Source organism: Microbacterium martis, from assembly GCF_047246685.1.
GTDB lineage: Bacteria > Actinomycetota > Actinomycetes > Actinomycetales > Microbacteriaceae > Microbacterium.
Genome location: NZ_JBFOKT010000002.1, coordinates 231588 through 251289, shown reverse-complemented (window position 1 = coordinate 251289; position 19702 = coordinate 231588). Strand labels below are relative to the sequence as shown.

The window sequence follows — 19702 nt, the reverse complement described above, 5'->3', positions numbered from 1 at the left end:
CCGGGGTGTCGGGAAGCGATAGGATCATCAGCACAACCACGGGAGTCCGGCGAGCCGGGCTGAGAGGGAGCGAATCGCGCTTCGACCGTCGAACCTGATCTGGGTCATGCCAGCGCAGGGAGGAGTTCACATGAGCACGTCCACGCACCGTTCCGCCGAGCAGACGCCGGCCGCATCGGCAGATGTCCGTCGAGCCCCGGCATGGCGCTGGCGAGTCGTCGACATCGTCGTCGCCGCCGTTCTGGGTGTCGCGATCGGTCTCGTCTTCTGGGGCTGGAACACGATCGGCTACGCCTGGTTCGGAGCGGCCGATGCCGTGACCCCCGGCCTGGGCGGTATCGCGGTCGGCATCTGGCTGCTCGGCGGGGTGGTCGGCGGGCTCGTCATCCGCAAGCCCGGTGCGGCCCTGGTCGTCGAGCTCGTCGCCGCGATCGTCTCGATGCTCATCGGCAACGTGTGGGGCGTCTCGACCATCCTCTCCGGAATCGTGCAGGGCCTCGGCGCCGAGCTCGTCTTCGCCCTCTTCCTCTACCGGCGCTTCGGGGTCGTCGTCGCGGCACTCGCCGGCGTCGGCGCGGCCGTCGCCGCCTGGATCTTCGAGCTCTTCTACGGCAGCTCGCCCAACATCCTGAAGTCGGTCGAGTTCAACAGCATCTACCTCGTCTGCGTCGCCGTCTCGGGGGCGATCCTCGCCGGCGTGGTCGGATGGCTGCTGGTGCGCGCGCTGGCCGTGACCGGCGCCCTCAGCCGATTCGCCGCCGGGCGAGAGCACGTGCGCGAGGTCTGAGCGTGAGCGTCGCCTCCCCGGCCCGCGTGCAGGCCGCGGGCTGGGGCTGGCGGTACTCGGGCCGCAAGCGGCCCGCCGTCGCCGACGTGACCTTCACGATCGAACCCGGTGAGCGCGTGCTCCTCCTCGGCGCCTCGGGAGCGGGCAAGTCGACGCTCCTGGCCGGGCTGGCCGGCGTTCTCGGCGACGCCGACGAAGGCGAACGCCGAGGAACCCTGCTGGTCGACGGTGCGGCGCCGGAAACCCAGCGCGGACGGGTCGGCCTCGTGCTGCAAGACCCCGAGGCCGGGATCGTGCTGTCGAAGGTCGGCGACGACGTCGCCTTCGGCTGCGAGAACCTCGGCGTCGCGGCATCCGAGATACCGCGGCGCGTCGCCGAATCGATGGATGCCGTCGGCCTCGACGTGCCACTGGATCGCGCCACCAAGGCGCTGTCGGGTGGGCAGAAGCAGCGTCTCGTCCTCGCCGGCGTGCTGGCCATGCGACCCGGACTGCTCCTGCTCGACGAGCCGACCGCGAACCTCGACCCCGAGGGGGTGCGCGAAGTGCGGGCGAGCGTCGGACGGGCCGTGGAGGCGACGGATGCCACGCTGGTCGTGGTCGAGCACCGCACTCCGATCTGGGTCGACCTGATGACCCGCGTGATCGTGCTCGCCGCCGACGGCGGGCTCCTGGCCGACGGCCCGCCCGCCCGCGTCTTCACCGAGCACGGAGCCGCGCTCGCGGCCGCCGGCGTGTGGGTGCCGGACCGCGGCGTCGACCTGCCCGTGCTGCAGCCTGTTCCGGCATCCGATGCGCTCAGCTCGACCGATCTGGCGATCGCGAGGGATCCCTCCGTCGTCGTGCAGTCGGGCCTCGACATCGCCGTTCCGCGAGCGAACGCGACGGTGATCACCGGGCCCAACGGGGCGGGCAAGTCGACGCTTGCCCTGACGCTTGCGGGCCTCCTCCCCGAGCACGACGGCGAGGTGCGGTCGGCGCCGGAGCTGGCCGGGCGCCGGGGGCATCGTCCGATCCGGTGGACGTCGCGCGAGCTCCTCACCCGCATCGGCATGGTGTTCCAAGAGCCGGAGCACCAGTTCCTCACCCGCACCCTGCGCGACGAACTGGCCGTCGGACCCCGGGCACTGGGCTGGACGCGCGAGCGCACGGATGCCGGCGTCGACGAGCTGCTCGACCGTCTGGATCTCGCACCGCTCGCCCTGGCCAACCCCTTCACGCTGTCGGGCGGCCAGAAGCGGCGCCTGTCGGTCGCGACCGTGCTCGCGGGCGCGCCGGAGGTCATCGTGCTCGACGAGCCCACCTTCGGGCAGGACCGGCGCGGATGGATCTCGCTCGTCGCGCTGCTGCAGGACGAGATCTCGCGCGGCCGCTCGATCGTCGCCGTCACGCACGACGATGCGGTCGTGCAGCACCTCGGTGGGCACCGCATCCGCCTGGCGGCGACGACGTGAGCACGACCGCGACCCGGGGCACGGTGTGGCTCGACGGCGTCAACCCGGTGACCAAGCTGGTCCTCGCCGTGCTGCTGTCGGTGCCGCTGTTCGCATCGATCGACGTGATCAGCGCACTCGTCGCGATCGGTCTGCAGCTGCTGTGCCTCCCGCTCACCGGACTGCGTCTCACGACAGTGCTCCGGCGCCTCCTCCCCGTGGTGATCTTCGCTCCCATCGCGGGACTCAGCATGCTGCTCTATGCCGAGCCGGCCGGACGCATCCACTGGTCGTTCGGATTCGCCGTCATCAGCGACGACTCGATCGCCCTGGCGGTCGCGGTGAGCCTGCGCGTGATCGCGCTGGGGCTCCCGACGATCCTGCTCTTCGGCGGGACCGACCCGACGCAGCTCGCCGACGCCCTGTCGCAGGTCGCCCGGCTTCCGAGCCGCTTCGTCCTCGGCATCCTCGCCGGCACGCGGATGCTCGGACTGTTCCTCGACGACTGGCGCACGATGGGACTCGCCCGCCGCGCACGCGGGGTGGGCGACCGCGGGGTCCTCCGCCGGTTCTTCTCCATGGCCTTCGTGCTGCTCGTGTTCGCGGTGCGCCGAGGCTCACGGCTCGCCCTCGCGATGGAGGCTCGGGGCTTCGGCTCCGGCATCCCTCGCACCTGGTCGCGGCCCTCGCGACTGCATCCGCGCGACGCGGTCGCGCTGCTGGGCGGCCTGGTCATCATGGGGGTCGCGCTGTCGGCCGCCGTCGTGCTCGGCAGCTTCCGCTTCGTGTGGAGCTGAGCCGACCGAGGCCGAGCCCCGCCGTCTCCCTCGCACCACTAGCATGCCGATATACCGGTTCCGCGCACGACCACAGGAGGACACCTCATGACCGACAACAAGGACGACTACTCGAACCCGCTGGCGCGGAAGTCTCCCCTCGGAGGACGCACCGGCGTGGCCATCGCCTCGATCGTGCCGCTCGTCTCGCTCGCGCTCTTCATCATCTTCGGATTCGCGATCGGGTGGGGCTACAGCTGGCTGTTCTTCCTGCTCATCCCGATCAGCGGGATCATCGTCTACGGTCTCCGCGGCAACTCGAGGAACTGACGACCGCTCAGCCCGCTCGCGAACGAAGCAGCACCCGGAACCACGTAGGCTGAGACTGCGTTTCATCTCAGTGGTTCGCGCGACGTTCGAAGGAGAACCGATGCAGATCAGCGGGCAGGGTGCTCTCATCACCGGCGGAGCCTCGGGGCTCGGCCTCGCCACGGCGCGCCGACTCGCCGCCGCGGGCGGGCACGTCACGATCATCGACCTCGCCTCGTCGAAGGGCGCGGAGGTCGCCGAAGAGCTCGGCGGACTCTTCGTCCCCGCCGACGTGACGAGCGTCGACGAGGTGCAGGCGGCGGTCTCCGCGGCGCAGGCGGCCGCACCGCTGCGGGTCGTCGTGAACTGTGCCGGGATCGCCCCACCGGCGAAGGTGCTCGATCGCGAAGGACGACCGGGGATGCTGGCCGATTTCGAGCGCGTCGTGCGCATCAACCTCGTGGGCACCTTCAACGTCATCTCGCAGGCCTCCGCCGTCATCGCCCGGAACGAGCCGCACGACGAGGAGCGCGGCGTCATCCTGAACACCGCCAGCGTGGCGGCCTTCGACGGGCAGATCGGTCAGCCGGCGTACTCCGCGTCGAAAGGAGGCGTGCACGCCATGACCCTCCCGATCGCCCGCGAGCTCGCGCGGTACGGCATCCGCGTGGTGACGATCGCGCCGGGCATCATGGAGACGCCGATGCTGATGGGGCTCCCGCAGGCCGCGCAGGACTCGCTCGGTCAGCAGGTGCCGTTCCCCGCCCGGCTCGGGCGCCCCGAGGAGTACGCCGCGCTCGCCCAGCACATCGTCGAGAACGGGTATCTCAACGGCGAGACGATCCGCCTCGACGGCGCGATCCGCATGGCGCCGAAGTAACCCGCCGCGAACACCCGAGGAGAACCCATGTCACTGGCCGGAAAGACCATCCTGATGTCGGGCGGCAGCCGCGGTATCGGCCTCGCCATCGCCCTGCGGGCGGCACGCGACGGAGCCAACATCGCGATGCTGGCGAAGACCGACACCCCGCATCCGAAGCTCGAGGGGACCGTGCACACCGCGGCCGAGCAGATCCGCGCGGCGGGCGGTCAGGCGCTGCCGATCGTGGGCGACGTGCGCGACGACGACGACATCACCGAGGCGGTGCTGAAGACGCAGGGGGAGTTCGGCGGTATCGACATCGTCATCAACAACGCCAGCGTCATCGACCTCTCGCGCTCGCTCGACCTCGGCGCCAAGAAGTACGACCTGATGCAGGACGTCAATGTGCGCGGCACGTTCATGCTGTCGCGCGCGGCGATCCCGATGCTGAAGGATGCCGCGAACCCGCACATCCTCTCGCTCTCGCCGCCGCTGAACCCGTCGCCCAAATGGCTCGGGGCGCACACCGGCTACACGCTCGCCAAGTTCGGCATGACGATGGTCACGCTCGGCCTCGCGGCGGAGTTCGCGCGCGACGGCATCGCGGCGAACGCCCTGTGGCCGCGCACGACGATCGCGACGGCGGCGGTGCAGAACCTGCTCGGGGGAGACAAGGTCATGGCCGCGAGCCGCACCGCCGACATCTACGCCGACGCGGCGTACTCGGTGCTGACCAAGCCCGCAGCCGACTACACCGGGCAGACGCTCATCGTCGAGGACGTGCTCGAGGCCGACGGCGTGACCGACTTCTCGCGGTACGCGGCGATCCCCGGCACGCCCGACGACCGCCTGTTCCCCGACATCTTCCTCGACTGAGCGGTCCGTTCCTCGCCGGAGCGGTCAGAGAAGCAGGTACGCGGCGCCGGCCACGGTGAGCGCGATGACGATGCGGTCGAAGAGGCGCTGATCCAGGCGCTTGGCGAGCCGGATGCCGGCGAGCGCGCCGCCGACGACGAGGGGCGCGAGCACCGCATCCATCAGCAGCACGGGTGGGGGGAACAGTCCGAGCCCGGCGAGGAACGGCACCTTCACGAGGTTGATGATCGCGAAGAACCAGGCCGACGTGCCGAGGAACATCTGCACCGGAGTGCGCGTCGCGAGGAAGTACATCGACATCACGGGCCCGCCCGCGTTCGCGACCATCGTGGTGAACCCGCCGAGAGTGCCGTAGGCGCCGGCCAGCAGAAGCCCGCCGGAGCCGGGCGGCGCGGCATCCGCTCGGTCCTGCCGTCGGCGCCGCCACAGCGTCACGCCGATCATCAACAGCAGGATCACGCCGATCGCCCGCCGTACGATGCCGTCGCCGGCCAGGGCGAGGAACGCGAAACCGGCGAGGAGCCCGGCGACCACGGCCGGAGCCAGCCTCAGCAGCGTCGGCCAGTGCGCGTGCCGACGGTAGGCGATGAGAGCGAAGACGTCGCCGACCATGAGCAGGAGCAGCATGGCCGCGGTCGAGGTGCGGGCCGGCAGCACCGCGGCGAACAGGGCGATGGCGAGGATGCTGCCACCGGGCAGCGCGGTCTTCGAGATGCCGATCGTGATCGCGGCGATCCCGAGGGCCGCCCACGCCCACGGCAGCAGCTCGGGCATCAGCCTCGCACGGCGTCGAGGGCGGCGGTGAAGCGTGCCGCCCGCTGCTCGATGTCGGCCCAGTCGGATGCCGCGATCGACGCGCCGTTCGCGAGATCGCCGCCCGCGCCGACCGCGACCGCGCCTGCGGCGAACCAGGCGGCGAGATTGTCGGGGTTCACGCCGCCGGTCGGCATGAGCGGGGCGTCCGGGAACGGTCCGCGAAGCGCCCCGAGGTACGACGGACCGCCGAGCGACGCCGGGAAGATCTTCACGACGTCGACGCCGACCTCGAGCGCGCCCATGACCTCGGTCGGGGTCATGGCCCCGGTCATCACCACGCGGCCCGTGTCGAGCATCGCGCGGGTGAGGTGGGGCAGGGTGCCCGGGCTCACGAGGAACTCCGCGCCCGCGTCGACGGCCTGCGTCGCCTGCTCAGCGGTGGTGACGGTGCCGGCGCCGACGTAGGCCGCATCGCCGTGGCGGGCGATGAGCTCGCGGATCACGGCCGGGGCGTCGGGGGTCGAGAAGGTCACCTCGATGCCGGAGACGCCGCCGCGGATGATCGCCTCCGACGCCTCGACGGCCAGTTCGGGGGAGGGGGCGCGCAGCACCGCGAGGATGCCGGTGGTGCGGGCGCGGTCGAGACGGTCGGGCATCGGGGCTCCTTCGAAGGGTGATCCCTCCCATTGTTCCGGACGACGACTTGTAATGACAAGTCGCCGCGCTCTAGCGCGGAGGAAGAGGAGCGTCCTCGTCAGCGCCGCGGTGTTCTCTGCAGCGGCAGCGACCCTCCTCCTCATCTCGAAGGATCTTCCTTTCCAGCTGCTGACGTGGGCTGCTCCAGGAACGACTTCTGTGGCCGACGCAGCATCGCAATGGCTCCCTGGCCCAAGCGTTTCCTTCCTCGCTGTCGGGGCCTACGCCGCAGCCCTCTTTGTTTGCTCCGTGCCCTGGGAGAATCCGGTTACGTGGAGGAAGTGGCTGTTCGCTCCGGCCGTCGCGACGGCCGCTTTCGTGGTCATCGTGGCCACTGGCTCGATGTGGGTTGCTCTCCTGTGCCCATTACTTGTTCGCGTCTTCCCCTGGCAGAAGTTCGCTTCGCGACTCGAGGCGAGCGGGTCGACCCCAGGCTCCTCCCACCCGGCCGCCGGTACCCTGGAGGGATGACCGAGACTCCCCGCACGCGCGAGACGCGCCCCGCAGCATCCGCGTCCGCCCCGCAGGGACGACCGGCCCAGGGCGTGATCCGCTCCACGAAGCCCGCGCAGGTGCGCCCGGCGACCGAGGGCTGGACCCAGCAGAAGGATGCCGAGGGGCGCCCGCTGCTGCAGTTCGCGAGCCCGAAGCGCGGCAAGCCGCCCGTGCACCTCGCCGACCTTACTCCGGCCGAGCGCGCTGAGAAGGTCAAGGAGCTCGGGCTCCCGGCTTTCCGGGTCAAGCAGCTCTCCACCCACTACTTCCGCCACTACACGTCCGACGCCGCCGAGATGACCGACCTGCCGGCCGGCATCCGCGACGATCTCGTGAGAGGCATGCTGCCGCCCCTGCTCACCGAGGTGCGCCGCCTCGAGACCGACCGCGGCGACACGATCAAGTTCCTCTGGCGCCTGCACGACGGCGCCCTCGTCGAGTCGGTGCTGATGCGCTACCCGGGCCGCATCACCCTGTGCGTGTCGAGCCAGGCCGGATGCGGGATGAACTGCCCGTTCTGCGCCACCGGCCAGGCGGGTCTCACCCGCAACATGTCGACGGCCGAGATCGTCGAGCAGATCGTGCGGGCCAACCGACTCATCGCGAACGGCGAGCTCGGCGGGAAGCGCCGTGACGACCACTCGATGGAGCGGGTCTCGAACATCGTCTTCATGGGCATGGGCGAGCCGCTCGCGAACTACAAGCGGGTGATGGATGCCGTGCGCACCATGGTCGCCCCGCAGCCCGACGGGCTGGGCATGAGCGCGCGCGGCATCACGGTGTCGACCGTCGGACTCGTGCCCGCCATCAAGAAGCTCGCCGACGAGAACATCCCGGTCACGTTCGCGCTGTCGCTGCACGCACCCGACGACCACCTGCGCGACGAGCTCATCCCCGTGAACTCTCGTTGGAAGGTCGACGAGGCGCTCGACGCCGCCTACGACTACTACGCCAAGACCGGCCGCCGGGTCTCGATCGAGTACGCGCTCATCAAAGACATGAACGATCACGCGTGGCGCGCCGACCTGCTCGCCGAGAAGCTCAACGCCCGCGGACGCGGCTGGGTGCACGTGAACCCCATCCCGCTGAACCCGACGCCCGGCTCGATCTGGACCTCGTCGGAGAAGGACGTGACCGCCGAGTTCGTGCGGCGCCTCAACGACGCCGGCATCCCGACCACCCTCCGCGACACCCGCGGCAAGGAGATCGACGGCGCCTGCGGTCAGCTCGTCGCGACGACGGAGGACGAGGCGGCGTCCGCCGCGATGGCCTGACCTCGATCGCGCGACCGCGCGATCAGCGCTGCCCGAGGAGCAGCGGGCGCACCTCGGCGAGGCGCTGCTGAAGGGCATCCAGGAACGCCATGACGGCGGGCTGACGCAGCGCGTCGGGGCGCGCGACGAGCCAATACGGCAGCCGGGCGTCGACGGCGTCGGGCAGCACCCGCACGAGATCGTCGTGCGGGTCGGCGAGGAATGCCGGCAGCAACCCGAAGCCGGCGCCGCCGCGCGTCGCATCCACGTGCACGTAGACATTGGTGCTCGCGACGGCATCCGTCATCCCCGGCACGACACGGCGCACGTCGTCCAGCGAGTCGACGTGCAGCATCGACTCGATGAAATAGACCAGCGGCGCTCCGGCGAGGTCGTCCACCCGCGCAGGAGTCGGATGCCGTCGCAGATAGTCGCGGCTCGCGTAGAGCCCCAGCGCGTAGTCGGCGAGGTGCACCGCACGCGCCTTGCGCACCTGGGGGCGCCCCACCACGACCTCGAGATCGGCACCCGCGCGCTGCTGCGAGGCCTGCCTGGTGCCGGTCACGATCTCGAGCCGCACGTCAGGGTGCGTGCGCTGAAGCTCGGCCATGGCCGGGGCGGCGACGAAGCCGCTGAAGCCGTCGGTCGCCGAGAGGCGGATGAGTCCTTCGATGCGCGCGCCGCCGTGCGCGTCGAGGTCGCCCAGGGCGCGCTCGACCTGCTCGGCCGCGGCGATGGCCTTCGTGCCGAGCGCCGTGAGCTCCCAGCCGCCGTCGGCGCGGGAGACGACTCTGCCGCCGAGCTGCGCCTCGAGGGCCGTGATGCGTCGCGCGATCGTGGTGTGGTTGAGTCCGAGCTGCTGGCCCGCCGACGTGTAACGGCCCGTGCGTGCGACCGCGAGCAGCACCAAGAGGTCGTCCGCGCTCAATGGCGGTGCGGGGAAATGCGCCATCATGTGTGCAGTTTCGCATACTGCTCCGTCTGGAGAGTGTGCTTGTGCGTGAACTAGTCTGCCGGGATGACGTCGCATCTGGGGAACGCGAGCGGCGCCGATCTGAGGGGGAGGACCGCTCTCGTCACGGGGGCGGCCAGCGGGATCGGCGCCGCTTGCGCGGCGGCCCTGGCGGATGCGGGGGCGCACGTCGTCGTCGCCGATCGCGACGCCGAAGGGGCGGAGCGGGTCGCCGCGGCGGTCGGCGGTGACAGCGTGATCATCGACCTGAGCGACCTCGATGCGCTCGCCGACCGGTCGTTCGACGCCGACATCCTCGTGAACAACGCCGGCATCCAGACCGTCGCCCCCATCGTCGACTTCGACCCACGGGACTTCCGCCGGATGCTCGACATCATGGTGACCGCGCCCTTCCTGCTCACCCGTGCGGTGCTGCCGGGGATGTACCGGCGGGGCTGGGGGCGCATCGTCAACGTCAGCTCGGTCCACGGCATCCGCGCCAGCCCCTACAAGTCGGCCTACGTGACCGCGAAGCATGCGATCGAGGGCTTCTCGAAGGTCGCGGCGCTCGAGGGGGCCGCGCACGGAGTGACCAGCAATTGCATCAACCCCGGCTACGTGCGCACGCCGCTGGTCGAGAAGCAGATCGCCGACCAGGCGCGTGTGCACGGCATCCCCGAATCCGAGGTGATCGAGAAGGTCATGCTCGTGGAGTCGGCCGTGAAGCGCCTGCTCGAGCCCGAGGAGGTCGCCGACCTCGCGCTCTGGCTCTGCGGCAGCACGGCGGCGTCGGTCTCGGGGGCGTCGTACGCGATGGACGGTGGATGGAGCGCGCGATGACGATCCGACTGGGCGAACTCGCGACGACCGTGCACGGTCCGTCATCGGATGCCGGCGCGCTGCTGGCGGTGCACGGGATCACCGCGAACGGCCGGTCGTGGGACGCGGTCGTCGCGCACATCCCGGAGCGTCGCATCCTCGCCCCGGACCTGCGCGGCCGCGGGCGCAGCAATGACCTGCCCGGTCCGTACGGGCTCCGCACCCACGCCGCCGACCTCGCCGCGCTGCTGGACGCCGACGGCGCCGGCGCGCGCACCGTCCTCGGTCACTCGATGGGCGCCTTCGCCGCCGTCGCGCTCGCCGCGGCCCGCCCCGACCTCGTCGACCGCCTGGTCCTCGTCGACGGCGGGTTCCCGCTGGCGCTTCCCCCCGGCGCCGCGTCCGTGGAGGACATCGACCTCGACGCCCTGCTCGGACCGGCCGCCGCGCGACTGGAGATGGTGTTCGCCGACGAGGATGCGGCGCTCGATTTCTGGCGCGTGCACCCGGCGTTCGCCCGCGACTGGTCGCCGGCGGTGGAGCAGTACGCCCGGTACGACCTCGTCGGCGAGGCGCCCGCCCTGCGTGCCTCCGCCGTCGCCGCCGCGATGATCGAGGACGGCGCGGAGCTCTACGGACCCGACTGGTACCTCGACGCGCTGCGCGGGCTGCGGATGCCGGTCACCGTGCTGCGGGCGCCCCGAGGGCTGCTCGACGACGACCCGCTGTACGCGACGGGGGCGCTGGAGGGCTTCCGCTCCCTCGTCCCACAGCTCGACATCGTGCACGTCGACGACGTGAACCACTACACGATCCTGTTCGCCGAGCGCGGCGCGGCACGCGTCGCCGCCGCGGCATCCGCCCCTGTCCCCCCGACGAAGGAGTCGACATGACCGCTGACCTGTTCGATGGCATCCGCGCGCACCGCGTGGAGACCGCCCGCTACGCCGCCAACGTGCTCGAGCGCCCTGCCGCCGATCCGGCGGCGCCCACGACGACCGTGGTGTTCGTGCACGGCAACGTCTCGTCGTCGCACTTCTACCAGCCGACCATGCGGGCGCTTCCCGAGGGCGTACGCGCGCTCGCCGTCGACCTCCGCGGCTTCGGCGACAGCGAGACGAAGCCGGTCGACGCCACACGCGGCCTGCGCGACTTCGCCGACGACGTGCGCGCGGTGCTCGACGCGCTCGAGCTCGACGCCGTGCACCTGGTCGGCTGGAGCATGGGGGGCGGCGTCGTGATGCAGGTCGCCCTCGACGCTCCGGAGCGCGTGCTCTCGCTGACCCTCGAATCCCCGGTCTCGCCCTACGGCTTCGGCGGCACGCACGGCACGGACGGCATCCGCAACGACGCCGACGGCGCGGGCACCGGCGGGGGAGCGGCGAATCCCGACTTCGTCGCGCGTCTGGCAGCGGGCGACACCACCGCCGATGCTCCGACGTCGCCGCGCACCGTCTACCGCACCGCCTATGTGGCGAAGCCCGAGACGCAGGGCGCATGGGAAGACGCCTGGGTGGCCTCGATGCTGACGACCCGCACCGGCGAGGACAACTATCCGGGCGACCTGGTCGCGTCGGACACCTGGCCGGGATTCGCGCCCGGCACCCGCGGCGTGCTGAACACGATGGCTCCGCAGCATCTCGACCTGTCGGGGATCGTCGACCTCGACCCCAAGCCGCCCGTGCTCTGGATCCGCGGAGAGAAGGACGCGATCGTCTCGGACGCCTCGTTCTTCGACCTGAACCAGCTCGGGCTGCTCGGCGTCGTTCCCGGGTGGCCGGGCGCCGACGTCGCGCCGCCGCAGCCGATGGTCTCGCAGATGCGGGCCGTGCTCGAGAGCTACGCCGCGACCGGCGGCAGCTATCGCGAGGTGATCCTGCCGGATGCCGGTCATGCCCCGCACCTCGACGAACCGGAGATCTTCGGCACCGAGCTGGCTGCGCACATCGGCTGAGCCGGTGCCGTCAGCGACGTGACCGGCGGGCGTCGCGGACGCCGAGAGCCTCGGCGCGCGCGAGCCAGCGGGCGACCGTGGCCTGGTTCGCGCCCTTGACGCCCAGCATCCGATGCGTGCGGATGGAGCGGATGCCGCAGAGGCGCATCGTGTTGCGCACGACCTGGGTCTGCGCGGGGAGCCCGGTGAAGGGGACGGCGAACCAGGGGGTGTCGGCGAGCAGCAGCAGCCGGCCGCGACGGGCGGGCAGCAGTCCCACCGGCAGACCGAGCTTCGTGTAGCGGTACTCGTGCTGGGGCAGCAGCGCACGGTCGAAGAAGCCCTTGAGCAGTGCGGGAACGGATCCCCACCACAGGGGCGCGGCGATGACGATGCTGTCCGCATCGTGGAGCGCTCGCCGGGCGTCGATGAGGTCGCCCTCGAGGGGCATGCGTTCGCGGTAGCCGAACCGGAGGTGCGGATCGAAGTCAAGGTCGCGCAGCGCGAGCACCCGAGCGTCGCCGTGGGCATCGGCGTACCTCTGCACCAGCGCGGCGGTCAGGGACCGCCCATCGGGGTGGCCGTCGATCACGAGAGCAGTCATGGCGGAATCCAATCTGGACAGTGTCAATGTGGTGGACAGTGTCAAGATAGGAGAGAATGTTGCTCATGTCAACATCCCGGACGGCGTACCACCACGGCGACCTCGCCCGGGCGCTCGAGGATGCGGCGATGCAGCTGCTCGGACGGATGCCCGCCGCCGAGATCAGCCTGCGCGAGGTCGCCCGCGTGGCGAACGTGAGCCACAACGCCCCGTACCACCACTTCGCCGATCGCCTGGGGCTCCTCAAGGCCCTCGCCGAGCGCAGCATGGCCGACCTGCTCGCCGACGTGCGGGCCGGGATCGCAGCGGCATCCGACGCGCGCGAGAAGCTGCTCGCGGGAGGCACCGCCTACGTCCGCTTCGCCGTCGAGCATCCGCACGCCTTCGACGCCGTGTACGACCCGACCGTCTGCGTGCCGGGCTCGCCGACCGCCGCGATGGCGCCGCTCATCGACGGGCTCGAGACGGCGCTGGCGGATGCCGCCGCCGACGCGGGACTCGATCGGCCCGACGACGTCGTCGCCCTGTGGGCGCTCATGCACGGCCTGGGCACACTGGCCGCCGCCGGGCATTTCGACCTCGACGCGGCGCTCGCCGCACTCGCCTCGTCGCTCGATCGCCTGCTGGCCTCCGCCTGATCCCGCCCCCGGTCGGGGGATCCACAGGCGAGCTTCGTAGAGTGTCGGAATGCCCTATTCCGCCCACCGACCGGGTCGATTCGACTCGCAGGGTCGGATCATCCTCGACGGCGACCCGAACGCCGCGACGGACGACCTCGACTTCCTGCGTGAATTCGAGCCCACCGGCGCCGACGACGAGCCGTTCGTCGGTGCGCCCGTGCAGCCCCGCCCGGCGCCTCGAGACGACACGACGAATGCTCCCGACGAGGAATCCGCGCCGGCAGACACCGCCGCGCCCCGAGAGTCGCGACCCCGTCGAGAGCCGCGTCCCCGTCGCACCCGCACCCCCGGGTCGCGCATGCGGCGACTGGCGATCCTCGGCGGCGCGGAAGGAGAGATCCTCGACCGGGTTCCGGGCGAGACCCCCCGCTTCGTGCAGATGTTCTTCGTGCTCGCCGGTACCGCCCTCGTCTCGGCCATCTCGATGCTGTTCGCCCTGACCACCGGCGTGCAGGCCGCGATGTGGCTCGCGATCCCGCTCGCACTCGTCTGGGCGCTGATCATCTTCAACCTCGACCGGTTCCTCACCTCGACCATGACGTCGACGCGCAACGTGTGGAAGCTGATCGGCCTGGCCATTCCGCGCGTCATCATGGCGGCCATCATCGGCTTCGTCGTCGCCGAGCCGCTCGTGCTGCAGATCTTCCACAACGACATCGCCCGCGAGGTCGCCTCGACCAACATCATCCAGTCGCAGTCCGACCAGGAGGCGCTCGAGTCGGGGCCCGAGAAGATCGCACTCGACGCGGCATCCGATCGTGTCGCCGAGCTCGAGAACCAGGCCGCGACGGGCATCGTCGCGGGCACCGAGTCGTCGTCGGCGACGGAGTCGGCCGCGCAGGCGACCGTCGACGACCTGACGGCGAAGATGGCCGAGCAGCAGACCGTGATCGACCAGGCGCGAGCGCTCTACCAGTGCGAGCTCACCGGCGAGGGAGCCGGCACCGTTCCCGGGTGCACGGGCGTGAACGGCGAAGGAGCCAGCTCGGATGCCGCCGAAGCTCAGCTCGCCGAGGCGCAGCAGACCTACGACGCCCTGGCGGCGCAGCTGCGCACCGCCAACGAGGAGCTCGCCGCCGCCGGGACGGCCGCGAAGGAGAACACCTCGGCTTCGGAGGAGCAGAACCGCGAGCAGGCGCAGGATCAGCTGCCCGCCGCGCGCGACACGTACGAGCAGGCGCTCGCCGCCTACAACGCGCGGGCGGATGCCGTCGCTCAGGGCAATGCCGGCGCGACGGGCCTGCTCAGCCAGATCAGCGGACTCAACCGGCTGAGCGAGAAGGAGCCGACGATCCTGTGGGCGCACATCCTGATCGCGGCACTGTTCTTCATGATCGAGCTGCTGCCGGTGCTCGTGAAGGTGCTCACGTCGTTCGGCGACCCGACCCTGTATGAGAAGGCTGTCGCGATCCGCAAGCAGGTCGCTCTCGACCGGGTCACCGCGGAGGGCTTCCGCGACCGGGCCGAGATCGTGACGACGCCCCCGGCATCCCCGGCATCCCCGTCTCCGGCATCCCCGTCATCCCCGTCTCGTCCTCCCGTTCACACGACCTGAACCTGCCGTTCCCGATCAGGCGGGGCAGCGTGGATCGAAAATGCCGCTGAATCGTCGACGGGAGGCGCATTTCTGATCCAGCCTCCGCCCGGCAGCAGGTCGTCGAGGCGGAGGTTCCTCACACGCGGAAGCGACCCGACCGTCGACACGATCGACCGGGTCAGTGCGGTCGTGGAGGGCTCGCCGGTCCAGGGCGAGCCCGTCAGGGCGGCCTCGATGATGCCGAGCGGTCGACGCAGCGACTCGTCGTGCGCCCGGTCGTCGTCGCTGAGCCATTCGAGGAGGTCGCGAATGGTCCAATCGGGGATGATTGGTGCAAGAAGATCGTCAATCGTGCGGAATTGCGTGCTCATTGGTCCAGAATCGGATGCTATGAACACGATGACCAGGTCCAATGGAGTGCCACTGGACCAGAGATCGGTCACTGCGCCGACATTGGTCCATTCCGGGGCGGTGTCGTCGGAGGCGCTCGCCGCCCGACTCGGCCGCTGGACGCACGGAGACGGCACGCTGGCGCGTCGGCTCGCCCGTGGCATCGAGGCGCTCATCGCGACCGGCGAACTGCGACCGGGTGACCGCCTCCCGCCGGAGCGCGCGCTCGCCGCGGCCGGATCCGTGTCGCGCGGCACCGTCGTCGCGGCCTACGCCGACCTCGCCGACGGCGGATTCGTCGAGCGACGGCAGGGGAGCGGTACGCGGATCTCCGGCACCGCGGCATCCGTCGCGCCTCTCCAACGCCCGGGGCGGGGAGAGGCTCTCTTCTCCGCACTGCCCAACGCGATCGATCTGCTGCGCACGGTGCCGCAGATCCCGGAGCTCGCCGTGCAGCTCATCCGCGACCATCAGCCGCGTCTCGATCTCGCGCTGCTGCCGGAGACCGACCCGGCCGGGCTGCCCGTGCTGCGAGAGCGGATCGCCGACATGTACCGGGCGGAGGGCACGCCGACCACACCCGAGCAGATCCTCGTCACGCACGGCGCGCAGCAGGCGATCAGCCTCGTCGTGAACGCGCTCGTCGGCCCCGGCGATGTCGTGCTGGCCGAGGAGATCACGTGGCCGGGCGTCACGGATTCGGTCGGCCTGCGCGGCGGAACCGTGCACGGCGTGCCGATGGGGCCGGACGGCCTCGACGTCGACGCGCTCGAGCAGGCGCTCGCGCGACTGCGGCCCGCGCTCGTCGCGCTCAACCCGCACCACCAGAATCCGACCGGCACCCGGCTGCCCGCCGCTGCGCGCCACCGCGTGGCGGAGCTCGCCGCGCTGTACGGCGTTCCGGTCATCGAGGACCGCGTCGTCGCGGGCATATCGTTCGACGGCGTCGTGCCTCCCACACTCGCCGCCGAACGAGCCGACGCCCCGATCATCGTCGTCGAGTCGGTGTCGAAATGGGCGTGGGCTGGTCTTCGGATCGGCTGGCTGCGTGCCGACCCCGTGCTCGTCCGGCGGCTGCGCGGCGCGCGGCAGCTGGCCGACCAGTCGACGAGTGTGCCGGGGCAGTTGATCGCGTTCGACCTCATCTCGCATGCCGAGGAGCTGCGGCGCGAGAACAGCCGCATCCACCAGGAACGCCTCCGGCTCCTCCAGACTCTGATGGCCGAGCACCTGCCCGACTGGCGGCTCGATCCGCCACGGGGTGGCCTGTCCCTCTGGGTCGCGCTGCCCGCGGGGTCGGCCGACGCACTGGCCAGGACCGCCGCCACGCACGGGGTCTCGATCGCGGGGAGCGCCGCGTTCGCGGCATCCGTCTCGACCGACGATCACATCCGCATCCCGTTCACCGCACCCGACGACGTGCTCGCCGAGGGCATCCGCCGGCTGGGCGAGGCGTGGCGCGAGTATCGGGAGACTCTCGGGCGGGTGAGTCCGATGACCGATTCCGGCCTCGGCATCGCCGACGACGGCTAGCGTGGACGCATGGTCAACTATCGCTATCTCGGCAACAGTGGTCTCAAGGTCTCGGAGATCACCTACGGCAACTGGGTCACTCACGCCTCGCAGGTCGAAGACGATGCCGCCGTCAAGACGGTGCACGCCGCACTGGATGCCGGCATCACCACGTTCGACACCGCGGACACCTACGCCAACACCGCGGCGGAGGTGATTCTCGGCAAGGCTCTCGAAGGGCAGCGCCGCGAGGGGCTCGAGATCTTCACGAAGGTGTACTTCCCGACCGGAGAGAAGGGCCCGAACGACACCGGCCTCAGCCGCAAGCACATCATGGAGTCGATCAACGGCTCGCTGATGCGCCTCGGCACCGACTACGTCGACTTGTACCAGGCGCACCGTTTCGACTACGAGACCCCGCTCGAGGAGACGTTCCAGGCGTTCGCCGACATCGTGCGCCAGGGCAAGGCGCTCTACATCGGCGTCTCGGAGTGGACGGCCGAGCAGCTGCGCGAGGGGCACGCGCTCGCGAAACAGCTCGGCATCCAGCTCATCTCGAACCAGCCCCAGTACTCGATGCTGTGGCGGGTCATCGAGGGCAAGGTCGTGCCGACGTCGGAGGAGCTCGGCATCTCGCAGATCGTGTGGTCGCCGATGGCGCAGGGCGTGCTCAGCGGCAAGTACCTGCCCGGGCAGCCGCTGCCCGAGGGCTCGCGCGCGACCGACCCACACAGCGGTGCCGACTTCATCAAGAGCTTCCTCAGGGACGACATCCTCGAGGCGGTGCAGAAGCTGAAGCCGATCGCCGAGCAGGCGGGGCTGACGATGCCGCAGCTCGCGATCGCCTGGGTGCTGCAGAACCCGAACGTGGCCGCCGCGCTGGTCGGAGCCTCACGCCCCGAGCAGCTCGCCGACACCGTCAAGGCCTCGGGCGTGAAGCTCGACGACGACACGCTGTCTGCGATCGACGAGGCGCTCGGCGACACGGTGAACCGCGACGCCGAGCGCACGTACGAGACGTCGCCGAAGTCGCGCCTGGTCTGAGTTCCGCGCTCTCCTTCGCCGAGACCCCGCCCTATCGCCGAGACCCCGCCCTGCTGACGTCCGCAGGGCGGGGTCTCGGCGCGAAAGCGGGGTCTCGGCGGAAGTGGAGGCGGAAGTGGGGGGGCTACTCCTTCACCGCGCCGGCTGTCAGGCCCTGCACGATCCAGCGGCTCGCCAGGGCGAACATCACCATGGTCGGCAGGATCGTCAACACGGCGGCGGCGCTCATCGAACCCCAGTCGATGTTGAACGTCGAGATGAAGCCGTTCAGCGCCGAGGGAACCGTGCGGTTCGCGTCGGTGTTCATCAGTACCACCGACAGGAACAGCTCGTTCCAGCAGTTCACGAAGTTGAAGATGAACGCCGCGATGATGCCGGGCGTCATGACCGGCACCAGCACGCGGAACAGCGCGCCCAGGCGTGAGCATCCGTCGATCATGGCCGCCTCTTCGAGGGCGTCGGGCACGTTCTCGAAGAAGCCCCGCAGCATGACCGCGGAGAACGGGATGCAGATCGCGATGTACACGAGGATGAGGCCGGGCTTCGTGTCGACGAGGCCGAGGTCGGTCATCATCGAATACAGCGGCCCCAGGGCGATGAACGCCGGGATCATCTGGGTGAGGAGGAAGGCGATGAGGATCGCGCCCTTGCCGCGGAACTCGAACCGTGCCAGCACGTAGGCGCTCAGCAGCGCGATCAGGGTCGCGACGGCGCCGCCGACGACCGCGACGAGCGCCGAGTTCCCGAGGAAGACCCCGAACGAGCTCTTCTCGAACAGGCTCGTGTAGTTGTCGAGCGAGGGCTCGCTCGGCCAGTACTCGATGGGGAAGGAGTTGATCGTGCCCGGCGACTTGAACGACGTCAGCGCGATCCAGTAGAGCGGGAAGAGCGTGATGACGAGCCAGAGGGCGAGGCCGACGACGCGGACGACGCCGCCGACCGTGACCGACCGCTTCGGCCGCGGCGCCCGGGCGTCGTCGGGCACGGTGATGCGCCGCGTCTCGGTCATCGTGGTGCCGGTGGGGGTGGTGATGGTCATCGCTGGGCCCTCCGCATCGCCATCAGGTAGAACGCGCAGAACACGAACAGGAAGGCGACGACGATGAGGCCGATCGCACTGGCGATGCCGTAGTTGCCCTGCTGCGTGTAGTTGATCATCCAGGTCGTGACGATGTGCGTCTGGTTGGCCGGCCCGCCGTTGGTCATCGCATAGATGATGTCGGGGAAGTTGAAGATCCAGATCACCCGCAGCAGGATCGTCAGCAGAAGCGTCATCGAGATGTACGGGATGATGATCGAGAACAGCTGCCGGAACTTCCCGGCGCCGTCGAGACTCGCGGCCTCGAGCATCTCATCGGGCACCGACTGGAGCGCGGCGAGGATCATGATCGCGAAGAACGTCACGCCGTACCAGACGTTCGCGACGATGACGGCGAACATCGCCAGCTTCGGATCGGCCAGCCACGGGAGCGGCGCGTCGATGAGGCCCGCCTTCATCAGCAGGTCGTTGACGACGCCGAACTCGGCGTTGAACATCCAGCGGAACAGCATCCCGATGAGGAATCCCGACACCGCCCAGGGGAAGAACACGAGCGCCTGGTAGAGGCCGCGGAAGCGGAAGCGCTTGCGCAGGGCGAGGGCGATGAGGAAGCCGATGACGAGCTGCGGGACGAGCGAGCCGACGACCCACAGGATCGAGTTGCCCGCGACGACCGGGAACGCGGGGTCCTGGAACACGGCGATGAAGTTGTCGATGCCGACGAACGGGGTCGAGGTGAGGTCCCAGAGATTCCAGTCGTGGAACGCCATGCGGGCGCCCTGCAGCATCGGCCAGTAGGTGAACCAGCACACGAAGACGATCGCCGGAGCCAGGAAGGCCAGCAGGGTCAGCGCGTGACGGCCGCGGAACGGACGCCGGCGGGATGCCCGGGAGGCCCCGCCGGCAGCGCCGACGGAGCCTCCTTCACGTGCGGTGGTGCGGGACACGG

General features: G+C 70.3%; 21 protein-coding genes and 1 riboswitch. Of the genes, 14 read left to right on the top strand and 7 right to left on the bottom strand.

Annotated elements, in window-relative coordinates; translation table 11 throughout:
- Window positions 1-28: 28 nt before the first annotated feature.
- Window positions 29-138: riboswitch (TPP riboswitch) on the top strand.
- From AB3M90_RS09155 to AB3M90_RS09130, 6 genes are all read left to right on the top strand, one after another.
- The gene (locus AB3M90_RS09155; RefSeq protein ID WP_412951628.1) at window positions 131-787 is read left to right on the top strand and encodes an ECF transporter S component; all 657 of its coding nucleotides are present in this window, start codon (window positions 131-133) and stop codon (window positions 785-787) included. Its footprint overlaps the riboswitch before it by 8 nt.
- Complete coding sequence (locus AB3M90_RS09150) at window positions 784-2241, top strand: ABC transporter ATP-binding protein (protein ID WP_412952682.1); 1458 nt, start codon at window positions 784-786, stop codon at window positions 2239-2241. The genes AB3M90_RS09155 and AB3M90_RS09150 overlap by 4 nt, the downstream gene beginning before the upstream one ends.
- Window positions 2238-3017 carry an energy-coupling factor transporter transmembrane component T family protein gene (locus tag AB3M90_RS09145; protein WP_412951627.1) on the top strand — a complete coding sequence of 260 codons (780 nt, stop codon included), beginning with the start codon at window positions 2238-2240 and terminating at the stop codon, window positions 3015-3017. The genes AB3M90_RS09150 and AB3M90_RS09145 overlap by 4 nt, the downstream gene beginning before the upstream one ends.
- A gap of 87 nt (window positions 3018-3104) precedes the next feature.
- A complete protein-coding gene (locus tag AB3M90_RS09140; RefSeq protein ID WP_412951626.1) occupies window positions 3105-3326 on the top strand; it encodes a hypothetical protein in 222 nt (73 codons plus the stop codon).
- Window positions 3327-3426: 100 nt separating this feature from the next.
- A complete protein-coding gene (locus AB3M90_RS09135) occupies window positions 3427-4185 on the top strand; it encodes an SDR family NAD(P)-dependent oxidoreductase (protein WP_412951625.1) in 759 nt (252 codons plus the stop codon).
- A 27-nt stretch (window positions 4186-4212) separates the two neighbouring features.
- Complete coding sequence (locus tag AB3M90_RS09130; RefSeq protein ID WP_412951624.1) at window positions 4213-5043, top strand: SDR family oxidoreductase; 831 nt, start codon at window positions 4213-4215, stop codon at window positions 5041-5043.
- A 24-nt stretch (window positions 5044-5067) separates the two neighbouring features.
- Here AB3M90_RS09130 and AB3M90_RS09125 read toward each other — a convergent pair whose 3' ends face one another.
- Entirely contained in the window at window positions 5068-5817 is a 750-nt protein-coding gene (locus AB3M90_RS09125; RefSeq protein WP_412951623.1) for a sulfite exporter TauE/SafE family protein, read from the bottom strand.
- On the bottom strand, window positions 5817-6455 hold the full coding sequence (locus tag AB3M90_RS09120) for a bifunctional 4-hydroxy-2-oxoglutarate aldolase/2-dehydro-3-deoxy-phosphogluconate aldolase (protein WP_412951622.1): 639 nt from the start codon (window positions 6453-6455) through the stop codon (window positions 5817-5819). The genes AB3M90_RS09125 and AB3M90_RS09120 overlap by 1 nt, the downstream gene beginning before the upstream one ends.
- A gap of 507 nt (window positions 6456-6962) precedes the next feature.
- Between AB3M90_RS09120 and rlmN the strand changes: the two genes are divergently transcribed.
- Window positions 6963-8264 (top strand): dual-specificity RNA methyltransferase RlmN, encoded by a 1302-nt coding sequence (gene rlmN, locus AB3M90_RS09115; protein ID WP_412951621.1) that lies wholly within the window; start codon window positions 6963-6965, stop codon window positions 8262-8264.
- Window positions 8265-8286: 22 nt separating this feature from the next.
- Here rlmN and AB3M90_RS09110 read toward each other — a convergent pair whose 3' ends face one another.
- Window positions 8287-9198: a LysR family transcriptional regulator gene (locus AB3M90_RS09110; protein ID WP_412951620.1), complete on the bottom strand. Its 912-nt coding sequence runs from the start codon at window positions 9196-9198 to the stop codon at window positions 8287-8289.
- A 63-nt stretch (window positions 9199-9261) separates the two neighbouring features.
- Between AB3M90_RS09110 and AB3M90_RS09105 the strand changes: the two genes are divergently transcribed.
- Genes AB3M90_RS09105 through AB3M90_RS09095 form a run of 3 tightly spaced genes read left to right on the top strand, consistent with a single transcriptional unit; the run spans window position 9262 to window position 11968 of the window.
- On the top strand, window positions 9262-10035 hold the full coding sequence (locus tag AB3M90_RS09105) for a 3-hydroxybutyrate dehydrogenase (protein ID WP_412951619.1): 774 nt from the start codon (window positions 9262-9264) through the stop codon (window positions 10033-10035).
- Window positions 10032-10907: an alpha/beta fold hydrolase gene (locus AB3M90_RS09100; RefSeq protein WP_412951618.1), complete on the top strand. Its 876-nt coding sequence runs from the start codon at window positions 10032-10034 to the stop codon at window positions 10905-10907. The genes AB3M90_RS09105 and AB3M90_RS09100 overlap by 4 nt, the downstream gene beginning before the upstream one ends.
- A complete protein-coding gene (locus AB3M90_RS09095) occupies window positions 10904-11968 on the top strand; it encodes an alpha/beta fold hydrolase (RefSeq protein WP_412951617.1) in 1065 nt (354 codons plus the stop codon). Before AB3M90_RS09100 ends, AB3M90_RS09095 begins: the two co-directional genes overlap by 4 nt.
- A gap of 10 nt (window positions 11969-11978) precedes the next feature.
- Here AB3M90_RS09095 and AB3M90_RS09090 read toward each other — a convergent pair whose 3' ends face one another.
- Window positions 11979-12551, bottom strand: a complete 573-nt coding sequence (locus AB3M90_RS09090) for an NAD(P)H-dependent oxidoreductase (RefSeq protein WP_412951616.1) — start codon at window positions 12549-12551, stop codon at window positions 11979-11981.
- Window positions 12552-12616: 65 nt separating this feature from the next.
- Here AB3M90_RS09090 and AB3M90_RS09085 point away from each other — a divergent pair, with 65 nt between their 5' ends.
- Both AB3M90_RS09085 and AB3M90_RS09080 read left to right on the top strand, forming a co-directional pair.
- Window positions 12617-13189 (top strand): TetR/AcrR family transcriptional regulator, encoded by a 573-nt coding sequence (locus AB3M90_RS09085; protein ID WP_412951614.1) that lies wholly within the window; start codon window positions 12617-12619, stop codon window positions 13187-13189.
- A 49-nt stretch (window positions 13190-13238) separates the two neighbouring features.
- Window positions 13239-14786, top strand: coding sequence for a DUF4407 domain-containing protein (locus tag AB3M90_RS09080; protein ID WP_412951613.1), 1548 nt, complete (start codon window positions 13239-13241; stop codon window positions 14784-14786).
- Here the strand turns inward: AB3M90_RS09080 and AB3M90_RS09075 are convergent.
- Window positions 14774-15139 (bottom strand): hypothetical protein, encoded by a 366-nt coding sequence (locus AB3M90_RS09075; protein ID WP_412951611.1) that lies wholly within the window; start codon window positions 15137-15139, stop codon window positions 14774-14776. The two genes, AB3M90_RS09080 and AB3M90_RS09075, sit on opposite strands and share 13 nt — an antisense overlap.
- 28 nt (window positions 15140-15167) lie before the next feature.
- Between AB3M90_RS09075 and AB3M90_RS09070 the strand changes: the two genes are divergently transcribed.
- Window positions 15168-16691, top strand: a complete 1524-nt coding sequence (locus tag AB3M90_RS09070; RefSeq protein WP_412951609.1) for an aminotransferase-like domain-containing protein — start codon at window positions 15168-15170, stop codon at window positions 16689-16691.
- Between the two features lie 9 nt (window positions 16692-16700).
- Window positions 16701-17714, top strand: coding sequence for an aldo/keto reductase family protein (locus AB3M90_RS09065; RefSeq protein ID WP_412951607.1), 1014 nt, complete (start codon window positions 16701-16703; stop codon window positions 17712-17714).
- 124 nt (window positions 17715-17838) lie between these two features.
- Here the strand turns inward: AB3M90_RS09065 and AB3M90_RS09060 are convergent, their stop codons facing one another.
- Window positions 17839-18753 carry a carbohydrate ABC transporter permease gene (locus AB3M90_RS09060; RefSeq protein WP_412951606.1) on the bottom strand — a complete coding sequence of 305 codons (915 nt, stop codon included), beginning with the start codon at window positions 18751-18753 and terminating at the stop codon, window positions 17839-17841.
- Complete coding sequence (locus tag AB3M90_RS09055) at window positions 18750-19700, bottom strand: carbohydrate ABC transporter permease (RefSeq protein ID WP_412951604.1); 951 nt, start codon at window positions 19698-19700, stop codon at window positions 18750-18752. Before AB3M90_RS09055 ends, AB3M90_RS09060 begins: the two co-directional genes overlap by 4 nt.
- Window positions 19701-19702 lie beyond the last annotated feature (2 nt).

Bases quoted from the DNA above. Each gene is read 5' to 3' on its own strand.
- AB3M90_RS09155 (WP_412951628.1), top strand. From the start codon at position 131: ATGAGCACGTCCACGCACCGTTCCGCCGAGCAGACGCCGGCCGCATCG.
- AB3M90_RS09140 (WP_412951626.1), top strand. From the start codon at position 3,105: ATGACCGACAACAAGGACGACTACTCGAACCCGCTGGCGCGGAAGTCT.
- AB3M90_RS09135 (WP_412951625.1), top strand. From the start codon at position 3,427: ATGCAGATCAGCGGGCAGGGTGCTCTCATCACCGGCGGAGCCTCGGGG.
- AB3M90_RS09130 (WP_412951624.1), top strand. From the start codon at position 4,213: ATGTCACTGGCCGGAAAGACCATCCTGATGTCGGGCGGCAGCCGCGGT.
- AB3M90_RS09125 (WP_412951623.1), bottom strand. From the start codon at position 5,817: ATGCCCGAGCTGCTGCCGTGGGCGTGGGCGGCCCTCGGGATCGCCGCG.
- AB3M90_RS09120 (WP_412951622.1), bottom strand. From the start codon at position 6,455: ATGCCCGACCGTCTCGACCGCGCCCGCACCACCGGCATCCTCGCGGTG.
- rlmN (WP_412951621.1), top strand. From the start codon at position 6,963: ATGACCGAGACTCCCCGCACGCGCGAGACGCGCCCCGCAGCATCCGCG.
- AB3M90_RS09110 (WP_412951620.1), bottom strand. From the start codon at position 9,198: ATGATGGCGCATTTCCCCGCACCGCCATTGAGCGCGGACGACCTCTTG.
- AB3M90_RS09105 (WP_412951619.1), top strand. From the start codon at position 9,262: ATGACGTCGCATCTGGGGAACGCGAGCGGCGCCGATCTGAGGGGGAGG.
- AB3M90_RS09100 (WP_412951618.1), top strand. From the start codon at position 10,032: ATGACGATCCGACTGGGCGAACTCGCGACGACCGTGCACGGTCCGTCA.
- AB3M90_RS09095 (WP_412951617.1), top strand. From the start codon at position 10,904: ATGACCGCTGACCTGTTCGATGGCATCCGCGCGCACCGCGTGGAGACC.
- AB3M90_RS09090 (WP_412951616.1), bottom strand. From the start codon at position 12,551: ATGACTGCTCTCGTGATCGACGGCCACCCCGATGGGCGGTCCCTGACC.
- AB3M90_RS09085 (WP_412951614.1), top strand. From the start codon at position 12,617: ATGTCAACATCCCGGACGGCGTACCACCACGGCGACCTCGCCCGGGCG.
- AB3M90_RS09080 (WP_412951613.1), top strand. From the start codon at position 13,239: ATGCCCTATTCCGCCCACCGACCGGGTCGATTCGACTCGCAGGGTCGG.
- AB3M90_RS09075 (WP_412951611.1), bottom strand. From the start codon at position 15,139: ATGAGCACGCAATTCCGCACGATTGACGATCTTCTTGCACCAATCATC.
- AB3M90_RS09070 (WP_412951609.1), top strand. From the start codon at position 15,168: ATGACCAGGTCCAATGGAGTGCCACTGGACCAGAGATCGGTCACTGCG.
- AB3M90_RS09065 (WP_412951607.1), top strand. From the start codon at position 16,701: ATGGTCAACTATCGCTATCTCGGCAACAGTGGTCTCAAGGTCTCGGAG.
- AB3M90_RS09060 (WP_412951606.1), bottom strand. From the start codon at position 18,753: ATGACCATCACCACCCCCACCGGCACCACGATGACCGAGACGCGGCGC.